At 43.7% G+C, this 19111-nt stretch carries 12 protein-coding genes; 6 read left to right on the top strand and 6 right to left on the bottom strand.

Annotated elements, in window-relative coordinates; translation table 11 throughout:
- Nucleotides 1–7: 7 nt before the first annotated feature.
- Entirely contained in the window at nucleotides 8–1021 is a 1014-nt protein-coding gene (locus CJD36_RS16205) for a hypothetical protein (RefSeq protein ID WP_105040240.1), read from the top strand.
- Nucleotides 1022–1226: 205 nt separating this feature from the next.
- Here CJD36_RS16205 and asnS read toward each other — a convergent pair whose 3' ends face one another.
- Nucleotides 1227–2657 carry an asparagine--tRNA ligase gene (gene asnS / locus CJD36_RS16210; protein WP_105040241.1) on the bottom strand — a complete coding sequence of 477 codons (1431 nt, stop codon included), beginning with the start codon at nucleotides 2655–2657 and terminating at the stop codon, nucleotides 1227–1229.
- A gap of 423 nt (nucleotides 2658–3080) precedes the next feature.
- On the opposite strand from asnS, the gene CJD36_RS16215 reads away from it, so the two are divergent.
- Nucleotides 3081–5126 carry a gliding motility-associated C-terminal domain-containing protein gene (locus tag CJD36_RS16215; RefSeq protein WP_161499341.1) on the top strand — a complete coding sequence of 682 codons (2046 nt, stop codon included), beginning with the start codon at nucleotides 3081–3083 and terminating at the stop codon, nucleotides 5124–5126.
- Between the two features lie 70 nt (nucleotides 5127–5196).
- Here CJD36_RS16215 and CJD36_RS16220 read toward each other — a convergent pair whose 3' ends face one another.
- The gene (locus tag CJD36_RS16220) at nucleotides 5197–5571 is read right to left on the bottom strand and encodes a hypothetical protein (RefSeq protein ID WP_133162672.1); all 375 of its coding nucleotides are present in this window, start codon (nucleotides 5569–5571) and stop codon (nucleotides 5197–5199) included.
- A gap of 113 nt (nucleotides 5572–5684) precedes the next feature.
- On the opposite strand from CJD36_RS16220, the gene CJD36_RS16225 reads away from it, so the two are divergent.
- Nucleotides 5685–7421: a M28 family peptidase gene (locus tag CJD36_RS16225; protein WP_105040244.1), complete on the top strand. Its 1737-nt coding sequence runs from the start codon at nucleotides 5685–5687 to the stop codon at nucleotides 7419–7421.
- 56 nt (nucleotides 7422–7477) lie between these two features.
- On the opposite strand, the gene CJD36_RS16230 is transcribed toward CJD36_RS16225, so the two are convergent.
- Nucleotides 7478–8422, bottom strand: coding sequence for an ABC transporter ATP-binding protein (locus CJD36_RS16230; RefSeq protein WP_105040245.1), 945 nt, complete (start codon nucleotides 8420–8422; stop codon nucleotides 7478–7480).
- 145 nt (nucleotides 8423–8567) lie between these two features.
- Between CJD36_RS16230 and CJD36_RS16235 the strand changes: the two genes are divergently transcribed.
- The 3 genes from CJD36_RS16235 (at nucleotide 8568) to CJD36_RS16245 (ending at nucleotide 11752) form a co-directional block, all read left to right on the top strand.
- Nucleotides 8568–9509 (top strand): alpha/beta hydrolase, encoded by a 942-nt coding sequence (locus CJD36_RS16235; RefSeq protein WP_105040246.1) that lies wholly within the window; start codon nucleotides 8568–8570, stop codon nucleotides 9507–9509.
- Nucleotides 9510–9579: 70 nt separating this feature from the next.
- A complete protein-coding gene (locus CJD36_RS16240) occupies nucleotides 9580–11097 on the top strand; it encodes a hypothetical protein (RefSeq protein WP_105040247.1) in 1518 nt (505 codons plus the stop codon).
- Nucleotides 11098–11311: 214 nt separating this feature from the next.
- Nucleotides 11312–11752: a response regulator gene (locus CJD36_RS16245; RefSeq protein ID WP_105040248.1), complete on the top strand. Its 441-nt coding sequence runs from the start codon at nucleotides 11312–11314 to the stop codon at nucleotides 11750–11752.
- Between the two features lie 29 nt (nucleotides 11753–11781).
- On the opposite strand, the gene CJD36_RS16250 is transcribed toward CJD36_RS16245, so the two are convergent.
- The 3 genes from CJD36_RS16250 to CJD36_RS16260 all read right to left on the bottom strand — a co-directional run bounded on the left by CJD36_RS16250 (nucleotide 11782) and on the right by CJD36_RS16260 (nucleotide 18267).
- The gene (locus tag CJD36_RS16250; RefSeq protein ID WP_105040249.1) at nucleotides 11782–12129 is read right to left on the bottom strand and encodes a Spx/MgsR family RNA polymerase-binding regulatory protein; all 348 of its coding nucleotides are present in this window, start codon (nucleotides 12127–12129) and stop codon (nucleotides 11782–11784) included.
- A 158-nt stretch (nucleotides 12130–12287) separates the two neighbouring features.
- Nucleotides 12288–14894, bottom strand: a complete 2607-nt coding sequence (locus CJD36_RS16255) for a T9SS type A sorting domain-containing protein (protein WP_161499342.1) — start codon at nucleotides 14892–14894, stop codon at nucleotides 12288–12290.
- 733 nt (nucleotides 14895–15627) lie between these two features.
- Complete coding sequence (locus tag CJD36_RS16260; protein WP_105040251.1) at nucleotides 15628–18267, bottom strand: T9SS type A sorting domain-containing protein; 2640 nt, start codon at nucleotides 18265–18267, stop codon at nucleotides 15628–15630.
- Nucleotides 18268–19111: the final 844 nt, after the last annotated feature.

A 19111-nucleotide genomic window follows, 5' to 3' on the forward strand; every position in this document is an offset into this window, starting at 1 on the left:
ACCTGCTATGCGCTATCTCTTTGTATTACTTTGTCTGTTGCTATTTTCTTGCGAGGAAAAGAGGCAAAGGCTCACTGAGCCCAGAGACGCACTGACTTTTCTAGATGCCGGACATGTATTAAAAGAGTCGGAACACAAGTTGACTTTAAGCGATCTGAAATTTCCTGATCCCGAAAAGGACGAAATAATCAGAAATCATGTTCAATGTATTACCGGCCTTGATTCCTCCACCTATAATTACTATCCACCAACAATATTGTCAGGGATCATTATCAATTCTTTCAACGATACATTGGAAAGTTATGAAGGAAGAGAAATAGAAAAATTTGACAGATCGGGTAATTTGATATTTCATATTTCTGCTGGTCAACGCGAGTATATGCGACGCCCGTGGATTGAGAAGTTTACTTTTGATTGCCTCGATTATAATGTGACCCACTATTGTGTAACAACTGAGTTTGGAGGACCGCAAGGCAGTTTTGATACTATTTGTTATTCATTGGTGCCTTGTAAAAATGTATTGAAGACATCATATAAGATAAAAGTACAGCTTTTTTGGCCACACTATTGTGATTCTTCATATTCCTATTTCGATAGCGCAGGTAAATTGCTGGCTACGATAAGTTACCCTAATAAGCGAGCGGATACAACAATTTACTTTTATGCTAAAGATGGGAAACTACAAACTATAAAACAAAGGAACCAAACAGATAGTTATTGCCACCATTGTTTAAAAGCGACCACGCAATATGGTTATAAAAAAGGTTTGCTCAATTCAAAGAAAATACTATCCTTTTATGAAGATGGTTGCGTAAGTAATGATGACTATTATTATGACGAAAATGGAATCATAAGAACAAGCTACCTTGACGACGCGTATTTTCAAATTGATGGCTATGGTAACGAGCATGTACACTTTGATACAGCAAATTTACGTCCCAAGTTTAATTACAATAGGCGCCTGAGGTATAAGGTGATGTATAGCTATAAGCGATTTGACGGTACGAAATCAGTTCAATGATCGACTGTTCAATCAATCAGTTTGGGGTAGGTAGCGAACCTACGGCTCGCTATGTGAGAGGGTGGCTAATGTGCTACAAACCTGTTGCCGCCTAACGGGGCAATGATATGCGATGTGCAGTTCTTCGATGTGTAATTTGTATTGTAGGTAATAAACAAAAAGCCGCCCGGTTAGGCGGCTTTTTACGTTGAGTATTATAACTCAATTAAAACTCAGCATTCTTTGGTGTCCTTGGGAAAGGTATTACGTCGCGTATGTTGGTCATGCCGGTAACGAAGAGCACCATGCGCTCAAAGCCCAGTCCGAAGCCTGCGTGTGGCACTGTGCCGAATTTGCGGGTATCCATGTACCAGTACATTTCATCGGCAGGAATGTGCATTTCCTTCATGCGCTGTTCCAGTTTGTCCAGGCGCTCTTCTCTCTGGCTTCCGCCTACTATTTCACCAATGCCCGGTGCCAGTATATCCATAGCGGCTACGGTCTTGCCATCATCGTTCTGGCGCATGTAGAACGATTTGATGTCTTTAGGATAGTCGGTAACGATAACCGGTTTCTTAAAGTGCTTTTCTACCAGGTAGCGCTCATGCTCGCTTTGCAGGTCTACGCCCCATTTCACCTCATACTGGAATTTCTTCTTTTTGTTGGCAGGTGAGTTCAACAGTATGTCTACCGCCTCGGTATAAGTGATGCGCTCAAACTTGTTGTTAAGTACAAATTCCAGCTTCTCTATCAGGCCCAGTTCACTGCGCTCATTCATTGGCTTCTGCTTCTCTTCATCCACCAGGCGCTGTGCCAGGAATTCAAGATCCTCACGGTTATGCTGCATGGCATAACCTATAATGTACCTGATGAAATCTTCAGCAAGGTCCATGTTGTCGGTAATGTCATTGAATGCCACTTCGGGTTCTATCATCCAGAACTCGGCCAGGTGACGGGCGGTGTTACTGTTCTCGGCACGGAAGGTTGGTCCGAAAGTATATACCTCACTAAATGCCATAGCACCCAGTTCTGCTTCCAGCTGACCGCTAACGGTAAGGTTGGTGCAGCGGCCAAAGAAGTCTTCTTTATAGTCTATGCTGCCATCTTCATTGCGTGGCGGATTTTCTGTAGGCAAGGTACTTACCCTGAACATTTCGCCGGCACCTTCGGCATCAGATGCGGTGATGATAGGCGTATGCAGGTATACAAAACCCCTGTCGTTAAAGAACTGGTGTACTGCAAATGCCAGTGAGTGGCGTACCCTGAAGATGGCGCCAAATGTACTGGTGCGGAAGCGCAGGTGTGCTATCTCGCGCAGGTATTCCAGGCTAGGGCGGTTCTTCAACTGCAGCGGAAATTTATCCGTATCGCAATCCCCGAGAATGGTAATGTTGTCTGCCTTTATTTCTACTTTCTGTCCTTTACCCAATGAGGCTATAACAGTGCCGTCAACGCTTATAGATGCGCCGGTGGTGATACGTTTAGTGATCGCTTCGTCTGTATCGAGGGTAATTACTACCTGTACATTATTAATGGTGGAGCCATCGTTAAGGGCTATGAACTGGTTATTGCGGAATGAGCGTACCCATCCTTTTACGTTTACCGTATAATCTGTCTTGTCCGATAGTAAGATGTCCTTGATCTTTGTCCGTGCCATTTGTATTGTAGTAATTTAGAGTGTGGGCAATGCCCTGTTGCGGGCAAACCCTCTATTATAATGAGCATCAAAAATAGTTCATAGTAAGAAGTAATTACAATATCGGGTAGGTAAAACGGGACTAAAAATCAAAAAAAAACCTTAAAGCTTAATGCAGGGTCGCTTTTAGCCCCAAATAGAATATTTGATTTATTGCAATCTGGCCGCTTTGTGCCATCTTTGTAGTAGCCGGTTTCTATCAACGGTGTAATACCAATGAGTAGATTGGTGCGTATTTTTTTACTGTCCTTCACTTTGCTTTTCCCGGCTCTCTGCTCCCGGGCCAGTCATATTTTTGGGGGTGAACTATTGTACACGCATCTTTCTGGCAGCCTTTACCGCGTTTCGCTTACCCTTTACGGTGATTGTCAGGCGGATTATAGTTTGTTTAATCAACTGTATTCCGCAAGGCCGCGGCTAGAAGTTTGGGATGGTAATGTGTTGGTGAGAGATTCTTTTGTGTTGAAACTCAATCCCGGGTCGGGAATAGAAGTGTCCCCCGTATGCCCCGGCCAATTGAGTAATACTTTTTGTAATGGTGGTACTTTGCCCGGTGTAAAGCAGTTCGTATATTCAGATACCATCTCGCTGCATCCTTCTTTCAGGTGGAAGTTTATATTCAAAGGAGTATTGGGCGATGGGTATAATGCGGGTAGGAGTGATAATATTACCAACATCAATTCGCCTACTATCATGCAGATAGAGGCATCGCTCGACAACCAGGCAGGCGAAAATTCATCTCCTATATACTCCACCATTCCCACACCATATTACTGTATCAACATACTGCAGCAATACAATCATGGCGCTACAGATGCTGATGGCGACTCGCTTGCTTTCAGTCTCGTGCCCGCACTCAATGGGTCATCGGGAATGAATGTCACCTACATCTATCCGCGCACGGCGACAGCACCATTGGGCACAGCAGCGGGAGGGTTTCTCTTTAATTCGGTCAACGGGCAGATGACCTTCACCCCCAATCTGGTGCAAGATGCGCTGGTGGTAAACCGGGTGAGTGAATACCGCAATGGGGTACTCATAGGCACTACTGAGCGGGAAATGGCATTTATTGTGCAGAACAATTGCGATGGGATACCGCCTGTTGCCAATGTGTCCAGTATTACCGGTGGCATCCTCACTCCGGGTAACGTTATCAATATCTGTGTTGGTCAACCCAATGTAGATTTCACTATTACGCTTGATAATCCTGATGGTGATGTAACTGATATAACCCCCGTTAACGTGCCATCTACCGCTACGCTGATGGTGAGCTATAACCACACCGCTGCTCCTGTTGTTAATTTCAGCTGGGCTACCGGCGGACTGGCTGTAGGGCATTATACCTTTTACCTGAATATTAAGAACAATCATTGTCCGCTGGTCAATACCCAGACAGTAGCCTACACCATTAATGTAGCCTATCCGCCAACCATGCAGGTAAAGCAAACCTCTGTTACCAATTGCATACACCCGGCAGGAATAGATTATACGATCAACTATGGCTTTGCCCCGCGCAACATTATAGTTATGGAGAGTGGGAGCGTGGTGAAGACAATAATAGATAATACTGCCGGCGATACTGTGGTGGTTAAGGACAGCCTGCCACCGGGGAATTATACCGTAATAGTAAGGTCTGATATGCTTTGTGTAGATTCAGCTTCATTCACCATTTCTGATAGCGGTAGTCTGCCGGTGTCGCCCGTTACAGTCTCTTATTGCAGGGGCGATGGGTCTTTACCTATCGTTATTGTGCCTATAATGCCGGGTGCTACCATCAACTGGTTCAATACAGATAGTACGCCACTGCCCGGAGCACCTGTTGTCAATACCTCATCAGAAAATGTGTTCAGCTGGTATTTTATTGAAGACTACAGGGTTTGCTCATCCGGGCCTGTGCCGGTTACTGCAACGGTGCACCGGCTTCCACATGCCGTGCTATTGAATTTACCGCAGACCATATGCTATGGTGATGCCATATACCTGCAGGCAACGGGGGGCACACAATACACGTGGGAGCCTGTCTCAGATGTAAAGCACGATACGGGCGGGTATTATATTGAGGTGTTGACACCGGTAACGGTAGTAGTACACGCCACAGATGAGTTTGGCTGCAAAGACACCACAAGCGTCACTTTTTCAGACATACAAGACTGCTGCCGCTTCTCTTACCCCAATGCATTTACCCCCAATAACGATGGCAATAATGATGGCTTCAGGATAGTGACCTGGGGCAATATGCGCGACTATTCGCTTACTATATTCAACCGCTGGGGGCAGCCCGTATTTTTTACCGCCGACCCTAAAAAAGCCTGGGATGGCACCTTTCATGGTGAGCCCTGCGATATAGGCACCTACTACTACTACCTTAAAGCCGAGTGCCTTACCGGCCCTAAAGAATGGCATAAAGGTGATGTGATACTGATACGGTAATTTGATAATTCGGCAATTTGACAATTCGGCAATGCCTGTGATTTGCAATATGTGCTTGTTTTTGAATTTGCTACTCCCTCACACCCCGCAGGGTTATTCCATAATACGCACTACCTGGTGATGCGGGACCAATGATATTTATGTAAATGGAGCTATCTGTAAGCATCATGTCGTTTTCTACGCCGGAAACTGAATACCGGTACTGGCCGCTGTGTAGCATTTGGAAAGTATCACTGCCCCATAATGCATATTTGGCGGTGTCTACAGTTAATGATATTGTGCGGTTGATAGTTGCTCGGTTGGTGTAGCCTGTACCTTTCCAGGAATAAGTATAACTGCTGTCCGTGAGGCGGTAATGGCGCATGTTCACTTGTGATAATGTCGTCTTTTTGCAGGAAGCGCTTAAAATGATAGCGGTAATAATAAGAACGAGATAAGGGCGCATAATGAAGGTATTAACATAATAAATTTAAGCCTTGTTTCAGAGATATCCAAAATATGAAGAGGTCATGCCAGCACTATTCATATAATGTGTAGTTTTATACCAAAGCCAACTAAATGAAGCAACTGCTACTTTTATTATCAGGTATATTTTTTCTTTTCGCATCGCAGGGCACTGCACAAACCGCTATTACCTGTTCCGATACTATTGCAGCACAGGTTATGATGGGCAATTATGATCCTGCTGCTTTTATGGCTACTGCCGTTATTAACGACCATAACTCCATCAGCAATGGCATACATAGTGGGGTGTCGGCTGATACGCTGCATAGCTACCTCAGTAAATTACAGACATTTTACACCCGCAATTCAGCGTCAGATACCGTTTCTAATACCATAGGTATAGGTGCTGCCCGCAGGTGGGTGTTGGCTAAATTTAAACAGATAGGCGCACAGAATGATAATCGCCTGAGACCCTGCTATTTGCAGTTCGACCAATTGATGTGCACGGTGAATCAGCACCGGAATATTATGGCCGTCCTTCCCGGTATGGATACCAGCGATAGGTCGATCATCATTATAGAAGGTCATATTGACAGCCGTAGTGCAGACCTGTGCGACACCGCAATAGTAGCGCAGGGAATGGAAGACAACGCAACGGGCACGGCATTGGTGATAGAGCTGGCAAGGGTAATGAGCCGTTATAGTTACAACCATACAATAGTGTTTATGGTGACTATTGGCGAAGAGCAGGGGCTGTATGGCGCACAGGCTTTTGTGAACTATGCTAATCTGCATGGAATAAAGATAAAGGCAGTATTGAACAATGATGTTATAGGTGGAGTGATCTGCGGGCATACTTCTTCGGCCCCCAGCTGTTCTGGCGAGGGTACGATCGATAGCACTCACGTGCGGTTGTTCTCTTCTGGTGGGTTCAATTCTTTTCATAAAGGACTGGCACGCTATATAAAGCTTGAATATAACGAACGTATTTTACCAACTGCCGCAATGCCAATGGGCATAAGTATTATGACTCCTGCCGACCGCACGGGGCGCGGAGGAGACCATATTCCTTTTCATAATGCCGGTTTTACTGCTATGCGGTTTACTGCCGCAAATGAAAGCGGTGATGCCAATGTAACTGACACTGCATACCACGACAGGCAGCACACTTCACGCGACAGCCTGGGCTTAGATACTAATGGAGATGGTATCTACGATAGTTTTTATGTAGACTTTAATTACCTGGCACGTAATACCATTATTAATGGCAATGTAGCAGGTATGATAGCTATAAGTCCTGCTGTTCCTGATTTTACAATGACATCGGGGATCGGCAGCTTCACTGTGAACATTACTACGCACCCCGAATACCTGCATTATAAAGTAGGCGTGCGCACCACCACCTACGACTGGGATTCTGTCTATGAGTTTTCCGGGGCTATCACACAGACCATTGCTGTGCCTGCCGCAGGTACTTATGAGGTGAGCGTAGCATCGGTAGATGCCAATGGGGTAGAGAGTATGTTCTCTAAAGAGATCATGAAGGTGGTGGGTGTGGAAAATATCGCTGCTGTAAAACCCGCTGTAGAGTTGTTGCAGAACAAGCCCAATCCATCGGATGAGGCAACAATGATATCGGTAGTAGTTAGTGAAGCGTTTACTTATAGGGAAGCATACATTGATATTACTGACCTTAACGGCAAGTTAGTGGAACGAAAGCCCGTTACGCTTAACACAGGCGTTAACGAATTACTTTATGAACACGGCTACCATGCTTCAGGCACGTATGTATACACCTTGGTTATAGATAACGTGAAGGTACAGAGTAAGAAAATGGTGTTTGTAAATTGAAAAGGAATGTGGTGAAATGTAGTAATGTGGTCGGGTCGAATTAAGACTGCATTCAATTATATCGACAAATTAACTACCTCTCCCTTCATAAATCCTGGCTTATCTGTGCGCACTATGAGGGTTTGTCCGGCAATGAATACTTCCAGTTCGTAATGGCCGCCATAGAATAGTACCTTGGTTATTTTGGCTTTCAGTCCTTCGGCATCATTGGGTAGTATGGTTATTTCTTCGGGGCGCACGTATGCTTTGCGGCCAAAACCACCGGGTAGCATGGTGGCCAGTTCCAGGGAAATGAGATTGTACTTGCCCAGTAGTCCGGCTACATAAGTGTTTACGGGAGAGCGGTATACATCCATAGGTTCGCCACGCTGTACTATTTTACCATTCTGCATCACAAGTAGTTCATCGGCCCATGGCAGCAGGTCCAGCGGATCGTGAGAAATAAGCATACAGGTGATACGCATACGCTCACTGGCAAAGTCTACTACTGCCTTCAGCGTGGTTTTGTGGATGAGGTCCATATTAGAGAACGGCTCATCCAGTAGCAACAATTTCGGCGTTTGGGTGATCAACCTGGCCAATGCTACACGTTGGCGTTCACCACCGCTCAGTGTCTGGCATTGGCGGGTGAGCAGGTGCTTTATGTGGCATACATCTACCAGTGCGTCAAAAGAATCTTTGAGCAGGTTATTGGCATACATCAATTCTTCCTCTACCCGGTAATTATTGCGTAGTTCAAAGTGCTGAGAGAGGTAGGCAATGCCCTTGTGGCCTGCCATTAGTTTTTCGTTGACACCTTTTACCGGACGGTCTTCAAAAAGTACCTCGCCGCTATCCGCTTGTCCCAGTCCGGCTACAATACGTAGCAGGGTCGTCTTCCCGCTTCCTGTTTCACCGGCAATAGCTATTTTCTGCATCCGCTCCAGCGTAAAGCTCACGTTGTTCACCACCGTTTCGGTGCCATGCTTCTTAACTATGTTGGCTACTCTGAGCAAGCTCATTTTTAGGGGAAGACGATTGATTAAGTGTGCAAATATAAGGGATAAGCTGTTGGGCTATATGGTATTCATTAACCTTAATTAATGTGCATGCTCCTATATCTTGTACCAATTTGCTGAACTTTACTGTAAATACGCTCTGAATTCTATGAATAAACCCCTCAAGCGCTGCCTATGGGCTGTGGTTATTATCTTTATAGCGGCCAATGCAGTTGCGGCCATGCATGCTTATAAGTTTACTCATTACAGCACAGCTGGTCAACGGGTAAGTGAACTTGGGTTGAGTCTGCCGCAGAAGTTAAAGCTTGTTGTCACAGGGGTAGACTTGCCCCGCCCTGAAAATACAGCCTTTCCGCAGCACCCTTTTACAGCAGTTACCATACCCAGTAATGTGCCGCTAGGGTGTTGGTATATTCCATCGATAACGCTACAGTCGAAGGGGACTGTAATCATCTTTCATGGGTATTCTTCTAACAAAAGCTCGCTGACAGGCAGGGCAGAGCCATTTCTGCAAGATGGCTATAATTGCCTGTTGGTAGATTTTATGGGGTCGGGCACTTCGGGTGGCAATGCTACCACCATAGGCTTTAAGGAAGCATGGGAAGTGAAGGACTGTTTTGAATACATCAAAGCGCAAGGGGAGCCTCATATTTTCCTCTACGGCTCATCAATGGGCGCGGTAGCCATAATGAAAGCCATCAGCGACGAACACATAGCGCCTAAAGCCATAATCATAGAATGTCCTTTTGCCAGTATGTATGAGACAGTTGCTATCAGGTTTAAGAATATGGGTATACCCACATTCCCTATGGCACATCTGCTCATGTTCTGGGGTGGGGTAGAGAATGGATTCTGGGCATATGGCCATAATCCTTCTGAATATGCTAAGCATATTCATTGTCCGGTATTGCTGCAATATGGTGAAAAAGACGAGCGCGTGGCCCGTAATGAAACAGACCACATTTTCGCCAATCTTCATGGACCCAAACAATTGATCACTTATCCTTTGGCTGGTCACGACGACTACCACCGGCAATACGGCAGGCATTGGGCCAGCAACATGACGACATTCCTGGATCAAATAAAATAGCACGTACTACGGGCTGTTTTCTTTTATAGCTCATTATAGCTACTTTTATCTCCATGCTAACTCCCGGTCTATGAATACTATCAACAGCAAAATACAAGGTGCGGCGCGGGTAATAACCCTCGTGTCACTGCTTTTTCTTATTGTTATCGGGGGCATTATGGTTGCGGTAGAAATAAGACCATTCTGGGTAGATGAGTGGTTCATTATCTACAATCTGAAAACGAGGGCTGCCGGCGATATGTTTACCAAGCTGGAATTTATGCAGCAGTTCCCCCGCACCTATCTGGCGTCATTAAAGCGATTCACTGCATTCTTTAACTACAGTTATAGCTCACTCAGGTTGCCATCTTACCTGGTTAGTTTATTCAGTATGGCACTTGTGTGGAAGGTAATGAAGCGCATCTTTGAACCGGCAGTATATACTCGCTATTTGTTGACATTGGTGCTGATCTCGTCATTTACCTTCCTTAAGTACTATGTAGAAATGAAGCAGTATCCTATGGATATACTGATGAGTGTAGTGGCGCTCTGGCAGTTGTTGGAGCTACTGGAAATAGATAAAATACAAACGGGTTTTGCAATGCGCTATGCGTTGTTGTGTCAGAGTTTTGCGGTAGTGCCCTTCTTTAGCTATACCTATTTATTGGCTATCGCGCCTGTGTATGGTGTCTTGTTTCTGCAGGCTATCTCAGTCATCAGATCCAATGCCGATGTGGGTGTGAAATCAAAAACGCTGATCAGACAATGGGTGCCCCTCATCATAGGTTTGGCAAGCATTGCGACCTTCTATAACATAGACGTGCGCCAACTAGCCACCGACGCTGTTATGTACGATCGCTGGAATTTCATTATGTTGGATAACAACCACAAGGTGCTTTCCTTTTTTATGAGTGCATATAGTCTATTTGCCCAGGTGGGCACCGGAGATCTGTTTGAAAATGTATTTGGGGTACTGGGTGTAGTTTCTTTTATAGCGGGTGCAGTGCAAGTAATTAAAGGTTGGTTGCGTAAAGAGCAGTCGCTTGACATACAGTTGAGGTTGTACAGTATTCTTGTAGTATGTGTGGCATTGGTGCTCTTTTTGCTAAAGAAATTGCCATTGGGCACGCCCAGGCTCAATGTATTTACTGTTCCTTCTATTACGCTACTGATCATCTATGGCATTAACAGCTTGCCGGTTAAGTGGAGTAAGGTGCAAATAGCGATAGCCTCTTTGTTGTATCTGGGTTTAGCGGGTAATGTATTTGTAACCTACTTCAACTACTTCAGCAGTGAAGAGTATGGTAAACAACAGAAGATATATACCAATACCACAATAGCCATACAGCGCGCGCAATCATCACGTATGCCGATATTCGTGTTGCCCGGAATTGCCTATCCTTACGAAACACCGGTAATAGATGCAGGTAAGCCCGACCCTGCAATATGGGTACTGCAAACATTTCCTGCGTACAATATGCAACAGCAGTTACCCGTTTATCCTATTTATCCGGGTAAGGACCTGCATGACACCTGGCAGAAGATTGGAGCAGGGCCCGATAGTGCGCTCGTTGGCGATGGGGTAGATTGGCGTGTTATGGGTAGGTAACGTCTCCCGTAGATCAGTGTATTTCATTTGATTTCCTCAATAGTGTGTTTCGTTATATTCATGAAGCATTGGTCGGCCAAATTGTGAATAGTAGTCATTATTTTTGTGGGCTACGGGAAAACCATTAGTAATTCTAAAGTTGGAATATGGGCGATTGGCATGATTTATATTAGAGTGAAGTGAACCTTACCTTAACCATCAATTACCATGTACCATGAACCAACGTGACAACGAAATAGATATTTTACTGGCAGATGACGATCCGGAAGACGTATTTATATTTGAAACCGCGCTGCAGGATGCAGAGATAGGCTATGTGCTGAGACACGCCAATAATGGAGAAGCACTTTTTGTGCTGCTTAAAGATAAGCTCCCCTATATTTTATTCCTCGACATTAATATGCCCTGCAAAGATGGTGTGGCGTGTATAACAGAAATTAGAAAGAACCGCGAATTTGACAACCTGCCGGTAGTAATGTATACCTCCAATCTTTCTGCCAAAGTAGTAGACGAATGCTTTGAAAAAGGAGCTAACCTCTATATGGCTAAGTCCTTTACCTTCAATACCCTTATTCAGAACCTTAAAAAGGTATTTGCTATTGATTGGGAAGATTACCTGCACTACCCGCCTAAGAGTAGGTTTGTACTTAGTTAACCCATTTGTCATCACAGGAGTCCGGGTGATCAGATAAGTTCGCTCAATTCCTTTTCATTCCACCCCAGGTAAAATTTACCATTGCCAAAGTCCCACAACGGACGCTTGATGAGCGAATTATGCTTCATCATCAGGGCTATAGCCTTAGTCTTGTCTGTAACACCTGCCTTTTCTTCAGCGGTAAGTTCCTTATAAGTAGTGCTGCGTAGGTTCACCACCTTATCTAACGGCAGCTGTTTCAGCCATTCCGTTATTGTAGCCTTGTCAATGCCCGACTCCTTGTAGTTGTGAAACACATATTCCGTTCCCCTTGCATCCAGCCACTTAAGGGCTTTTTGCATAGTATCACAGTTCTTTATGCCGTAAATGGTGATCATGGGTACGAAGGTAAGGAAATGAGGAAGCCTCGACTTCTCTCGAAAGCCTTTTTCTTTTTGTTCTCCATTAGTGACTTGAAGTGCCGTCTATAAAATACAAAGAGCGCCTCCGTTGCCGGGGCGCCCTTTATAGATTTCATTACATTTATTTTCAAAGATTACAACTTCTGGAATTTTCCGGTTTTAGTTCCGTTTTCGCCAGAGAATTTGTAAATGTACATACCAGATGGTAAGCTTGAAACATCTACGGTCTGTTTGTTCGATCCTTGTAGTTCATGTACCGTAGTTTGGTTGATTACTTTGCCAACCATATCGGTAATTTCGATCTGAGCATCATTATCGCCTGCGCTTGCCCACTCAAAATTTAATGTGCCGTCTGTAGGAATTGGATACACAGTCAATTCGTCTCCTGATTCTGCAGAGGCTACACCACCAGAGTTTGTTTTGAAAAAGTTTCCGGCACTCCAGGCTGGACCACCATCAATGATCTTAAACCAGGTATATGCACTCACTACACCGCAATAAGCAGCTGTGATAGATACTGTAGCCTTAAAAGCATTATTGTTTTTGATAGTACCGTAGTTTATACTAAACCAGCCCGGTGTTGTGGTCAAGGAATTGAACGTAAAAATAGCAGGTAGGCTGGATGCCGCTGTTGTTGAATTAGCAACATTGGCGATAAAGGTAGTACCTGTTGCATCATACTCATCTATCGTAACGTTGTAGCTGCTAAATCCACCTGTTGCACTAGCGGTGCTACCTGCTAATCCACAAGATCCTGCTCCCAGCCAACCTATTATGCATGGCGGTGTGGTAACAGGTGATGTGAAAGTAGTAAACGTGGGAGTTAAATTCCTTGGTTGAAATGTGCCGCAGCTAGATGGGCCATTAACTAAAAAATCAACAGCTGCTGTAGCACTCTTTACATCAAATAATTGGAATGTTGAGGCTGTGTTGCAAAGGCCGTTTACTGTTAACGTTACCTTGATGCAATTTACAGGGGAGGCAAGGTAAGCAGGGAAAAGTGTGTACAGATTGACACTTGATGGAAGTGCTCCGGGGGTATACTGTGTTGCTGAGGTTCCGGCGGGGATAAATCCACCTGAATAAGAGCCCTTTTCTACGGTTATGGTATAGCCTGTAACGCTACTCACGCCAGCGGGTGCTATTGATGGAGCCAAAACAATAGCTGTACTGCCAGCGCACTGCCATACATCTGCCGGTGCAGCCAAAGTTTGGGTTTGGCCACCTACGGTGAAGTTGAGGCCAGTTACAGAAACACCGCTTACAATGTTAAACAGCTCTTTTACCGGTGTGGCACATGCGCCGGTAGTTACAGTTACCCGTATACAGCCTGTATATCCGCTCAGGAAAGGGAGAACGGTAAGCAGGTCGGTAGAAGGGAAGCTAGAGGCAACTTTAGTATATGTTTGGGTGCCGGCACCACCAAGTGGGTTAAAAACTGTAGTGAAATTACCTTTCTCCACAGTTATGGTGTAGTTAGTAAAAGCTCCACTTATGCTTGGGTTTAACAGAAGGGCAGTAGCGCCGTTGCAAAGTGTTATATTGGTAGGTGAGGTTGCAGTGCTCGTAATTCCGTTAATATTGAAGTTGGTAGAGGTAGGTGTTGTGAATGCCAAATCAATATCTTCTCCTTCAACATGGCTATTTACGCTATAAACCTGATTAGTAAATGCATATCCCGGGTCATTAAGATTGGAGCCTGTATACCCAAAAGTTCCAAACCCTGCTGGCGAAGGTATGTAGTAGTCCAGGTTTACATCGGTCATTGTTGCGTCGAACTGACCAAAATAGATCTTGCCATCCTTTCCTAATGCCATAGTGCAGTTAATTGCATTTGATGCACTTATGGGTGTAAAACTACCTGCTGTATTTTCTACATAATAACCAAAGTCCGTTCCGTTGTTGGCGTACCAGCGGCGAGAGCTTTTCAAAGTTACCTGCACTACTCCGCATCTCTGATATATTCCTGTAGGGCGTCCGATTGGAGTTGTTACAGGTGCCATCATGCCCACATATGCGGTAAAGGCTCCTGTAGTGGTGTTGCATGTTGTAAACTTACCTGTATTATTAAAATAGGCGATCGTTGCACCATCGGGCGATATATGCGGGGTGGTAGCAACGGTAGGTATGCTGCTGCTAATAGTAATAGGACCTGATATGACGCCAGTATAAGAAATTGCGTAACGAAGCAATGCGCTACTTGTGGCAGCAAAACCCATTGTGCCCTTCAAAACGTAAATGAATCGCGTTCCGTCAGAATTCAGTGGGGCAACCACTGTTGAATACCCAAGTGTACTGGCAGAGGCAACAATCTGTGGGGCTCCTGCTGAAGGATAGCCTGTTGTAGCAGGATTTGTTGTCACAGTCGAGGCGTCGATCGTGCTTATTGTAACAATATTTCCGTAGGGAGAAGTAGCGCCTGTAGGGTATTGAACGGATAGGGCATAGTATTTTTTGCAATTTCCCGGTATTGGAAATAACTGTGGTAAGGGGCCAGTTAAAGATCCTGATATATTAGGGTATCCAACTACAAATCCGCTTGTGCCTATGTTATTTAAAATGCCGAACATAAGGTAGCCGGCACTGTTGAAAACTGGTTGCTCTTCCTGATCTATCGCATAGTTATAGGTGGCTGGGCTTGAAGGGAAAGGTGTTGTGGTGCCCGTAGCGGTATTATATAATTTGTAATTTCCTACAGGTATATAAGTATCCTGTGCTCGTGTACTAACTACGTTAGCCATTGAAAGGCATATCAATGTTAACGAAGTTAACAAATATTTTATTTTCGTCATGATGATTAAGTATAAAATTAAATAAGAAATAAATTATGTTTGTTAAATAGATAATGATATTATTTAAGTAGGACTTCTGGGCTTTTTATAAAAAAGCTTACGATAATATGAGTTTACCATATTTGATTATTTTAGACTTCAAATTAAGCTATATAAAAATATATAATGTAAATTGAATTGTGTAATTTGAGAAAGAAAGTTGTAATTGCGGCAGGGAAATACCCTAAAATGAACAAAGGATGGACCTATGTTGTTTTGTAGTGGGGATTGAAAAGGCTGAGCCTAACATTATTGGTGAAATCCAGGGGGAGAAAATTAATGCCGGAATGGTTTGGTGTTTGTTTCATGAGTGTAGGTTTTTTTAGGAAAAATGTACAGATGCTTTATTTCAAAAAGCTCCATTTGCAAGTGTAAGGTAGGTGTCAGAAAGTAATTTGTCAACTTTTTTTTAAACTTTATTTATTTAATGTTTAGACTTTTGTTTACAAATTGTTTAAAAGATTAAAAAACAATAAAGTATTATTTTAAAGTTTTGATTATAACCGTGCATGGTATTTTCAGGATGGTATAAAAAACATGTAAGTATAGGAGTATCGTAAAAATCAGAAAATATAAAGAGCGCTTCCGTTGCCGGAGCGCCCTTTATAGACTCTTAACTACATTTATTTTCAAAGATTACAGATTATAATTTCTGGAATTTTCCGGTTTTAATTCCGTTTTCGCCAGAGAATTTGTAAATGTACATACCAGATGGTAAGCTTGAAACATCTACTGTCTGCTTGTTTGATCCTTGAATTTGATGTACAGCGTTTTGGCTTATTGCTTTTCCAACCATGTCGGTAATTTCGATCTGAGCATCTTTATCGCCTGCGCTTGCCCACTCAAAATTTATTGTTCCGTCTGTAGGGATTGGATAAACAGTCAATTCATCTCCTGACTCTGTAGAGGCTACTCCACCAGGGTTTGTTTTGAAAAAGTTACCGGCACTCCATGCTGGCCCACCGTCAATAATTTTAAACCAGGTATACGCATTCACTACACCGCAATAAGCAGCTGTGATAGATACTGTTGCCTTAAAAGCATTATTGTTTTTGATAGTACCGTAGTTTATACTAAACCAGCCCGGTGTTGTGGTTAAGGAATTGAAAGTAAAAACAGCAGGTAGGCTGGTTGCCGCTGTTGTTGAATTAGCAACATTGGCGATAAAGGTAGTACCTGTAGCATCATACTCATCTATCGTAACGGTATAGCTGCTAAACCCACCTGTTGCAGAAGCGCTGCCACCTGCCAATCCACAAGAGCCTGCTCCAAGCCACCCTTGAATGCATGGTGGGGAGGTAACCGGTTGCGCAAAAGTAGTAAATGTAGGTGTTAGAAGGCGGGACTGAAAAGTAGTGCAGCTGGAAGGGCCATTAACAGAAAAATTGACTGCTGCAGTAGCGCTCTGTACGTTAAATATCTGTACGCTTGACGCTGTGTTGCATAGTCCGATTACAGCCAATGTTACCCTGATATAACCTGCAGGAGATGTAAGATAAGCTGGGAAAAGGGTATACAGATCTGTACTTGTAAGCGGCCCTGTAAAAGGTGCACTTACACCGCTGCCTATTGGAGTAAAGATGCCTCCTGAAAATGTGCCTTTTACTACTGTTATTGTATAATTGGCAACACTACCTGCACCAGCGGTAACTGAAGGCACGAATGGTAATGCTGTACTACCACCGCACTGCCATACATTGGCTGGTGTGCCCGCCAGGGTTTGCGTCTGACCATCTACAGTAAAGTTGAGGCCGGTGATAGAAACGCCTGTACTTATATTAAATAGCTCTACCACAGAAGTGCCGCAGCCACCTACAGTCACAGTTACGCGCATATAGCCTGTATACCCGCTAAGGAAAGGGAGAACGGTGAGTAGGTCGGTAGAAGGGAAATTGGAGGCAACTTTAGTATAGGTCTGGCTACTGGTTGGTGTGAATGATCCTGACCATGTACCTTTTTCCACCTTTATGGTATAGTTGGTAAAAGCGCCAGATATGCTTGGATTTATTTGAAGAGTGGTAGTACCTCCGCACAGTACGATATTAGCTGGTGAAGTGGAGGTGCCGGTAATGCCATTCACATTGAAGCTGGTAGAGCTAGGTGTTGAGAATGATAAGTCAATATCTTCACCTTCAACGTGGTTATTTACACAATAGATCTCATTGCCCATTGAAAAACCTGATATATCATTGAGGAGACCACCCGTGAAGCCAAAAGTACCAAGTCCAGATACTGCTGGTATGTAATAATTCAGTTTAGTATCTCCTGAAGCAACGTCTAACTGACCAAAATAGATCCTGCCATTTTTACCCAATGCCATTGTGCAATTTGTGGCATTTGCACCACTGAGTGCTGTAAAACTACCTGCTGTACTTTCTATATAGTAACCAAAGGCAGTGCCATTGTTGGCGTACCAACGACGAGAGCCACCAACTGTTGTTTGCACGACCCCGCAAATCTGATATATGCCAAGCGGTGTGCTCATTGAGCCTCCTGATAAAGGAGCTGTCATGCCAAGATAGGAAGTAAATGCACCGGTACTGGTATTGCAAGTTGTAAACTTACCTGTATTATCAAAGTAAGCCATAGATGCGCCGTCAGGCGACAAATGCATAGGGGCAGCGATAATAGGCAGTCCGGAGGCAATAGTGGTCGGGCCCGAGATAACGCCGTTAAAAGAAACGGTATAACGAAGCAACGTACTGCTTGGAGGGGCATATCCCATAACACCTCTCATAACGTATATGTATCGCGTGCCGTCTGAATTTAATGGAGCTGCTGCAGCAAGGTAGCCTAAAACACTGCCAGATGCCACAACCTGCAGTGCTCCTGTTGAAGGATACCCTGTAGTAGCCGGATTGGAAGTAACCGCTGAAACATCTATAGTGCTCATCACCACTACGTTTCCGTAATAGGGAGTCATGCCTGTTGCATATTGGACAGATAGGGTAAAGTACTTATTGCAATTCCCGGGTATTGAAAATACCTGAGATGTAGGTCCGGTCGCAGATCCTGATAAATTGGGATTCCCAACTGTAAATCCGCTTGAAGCAGTATTATTCAAAATGCTAAACTTCAGATCGCCTGTACTGTTGAAAACAGGTTGCTGATCAATCGAATAGCTATAAGTAGCCGGACTTCCGGGAAAGGTAGTTATTGCGCTTGTGGCAGTATTAAACAACCTATAGCTTCCCAGAGCAATATAAGTGTCCTGCGCCTGAGTACTCATCACACTGGTAAGCAAAAGACACGCTGTAAACAATAAATTTTTTATTTTTATCATGATGATTTATTTTAAAATTAAATTAATAATAAATTAATTATTTAAAATTTATAGTGGATTTATTTGAAATTTTGTTGGCCCCCTCGGCTTTTTATAAAACAGCTTAAAATAACATATTGTTGACATATACAATTAAATAAGCCATTTGCATTAAAAACCTCAGCAGAGGGAAGAAGTGAGCTACATCCGATTTTGGTTATTCGTGGAGGCTGGTTGAGTGTCGATTTATCCCGAAAACAAAATAGATTGGACCTACGGGGTATTTTTGTACGAATGGAAATTGCTTGGTCGCGCTTTACAGTTAGCGATTGTGTGTAGGGAAATCACGCTAAGATTATTCTTTAATTGTTTCATAACTATAGGTTTTTAGAGAAAATCAATCGGTTGAATGAGAAAGGATAACTTATTTCTATGGCAAGGTATGTCTCAATTTTTAATTTCTAAACTTATTTTTAAATTATATAAAATTAATATTTCTTATACTGTTTGTAAATAGATTAAGAAAAATATAAAATATTAATATGTAATTAATTTACAATTGTATTGACCTGGATTTTTTGAAAACGCTTCCAGCAAGGTACCTGTTGGGTGTTTAAACAGTGTTCAAACAATACGCAGGATCTGGTAGATTTATGGGTGAACTCATGGATCAATCCTAAATGAGAAAATCTCCTAAGATGCAGTGCTGGACTACTTCTTAGGGTGCTGCAAGTGCTCTCCCTTCTGGACTTAAACCATCCCGTACCTACGGGATGATTAACTGGTCGTACTGGACACTATCTAATTCGTCCAAAGTACCTGCCTCAGATAGCGTGGTATAGAACGAGTTGTGTCTACTGAATGT

This window comes from Flavipsychrobacter stenotrophus (genome assembly GCF_002954265.1).
In the GTDB taxonomy this organism is placed as follows: domain Bacteria; phylum Bacteroidota; class Bacteroidia; order Chitinophagales; family Chitinophagaceae; genus Flavipsychrobacter; species Flavipsychrobacter stenotrophus.